This is a genomic window from Citreicella sp. C3M06 (genome assembly GCF_018860705.1).
In the GTDB taxonomy this organism is placed as follows: domain Bacteria; phylum Pseudomonadota; class Alphaproteobacteria; order Rhodobacterales; family Rhodobacteraceae; genus Salipiger.
The window spans coordinates 2,144-2,550 of record NZ_JAHKQA010000062.1 but is presented as its reverse complement, the minus strand read 5'-3'; the positions used below and the strand labels follow the sequence as shown (position 1 = coordinate 2,550).

Here is a 407-nt window from a genome sequence, read left to right as displayed (position 1 = left end):
CCGCGCTTGGAGACGAAGACCTGCTTGGCCTTCCACACCTCGAGAACCGGCATGCCCGCGATGGGGCTGTTCGGATCCTCTTGTGCGGCCGGGTTGACGATGTCGTTCGAGCCGATCACGATCACCACGTCGGTCGAGGGGAAATCATCGTTGATCTCGTCCATTTCCAGCACGATGTCATAGGGCACCTTGGCCTCGGCGAGCAGCACGTTCATGTGCCCGGGCAGACGCCCCGCCACCGGGTGGATGGCAAAGCGCACCTCCTTGCCCTGCGCGCGCAGGCGGCGGGTCAGCTCGGCGACGTTCGCTTGCGCCTGCGCCACCGCCATGCCGTAGCCCGGCACGATGACCACGCTGTCGGCTTCCTCCAGAGCGCTGGCAACGCCGTCGGCGTCGATGGCGATCTG

Annotated in this window: 1 protein-coding gene; it reads right to left on the bottom strand. The window is 66.3% G+C overall.

The features are described from left to right. Positions 1-407: NAD(P)(+) transhydrogenase (Re/Si-specific) subunit beta (locus KO516_RS24295; protein ID WP_252737608.1), on the bottom strand; the 407-nt coding region annotated here is incomplete at both ends.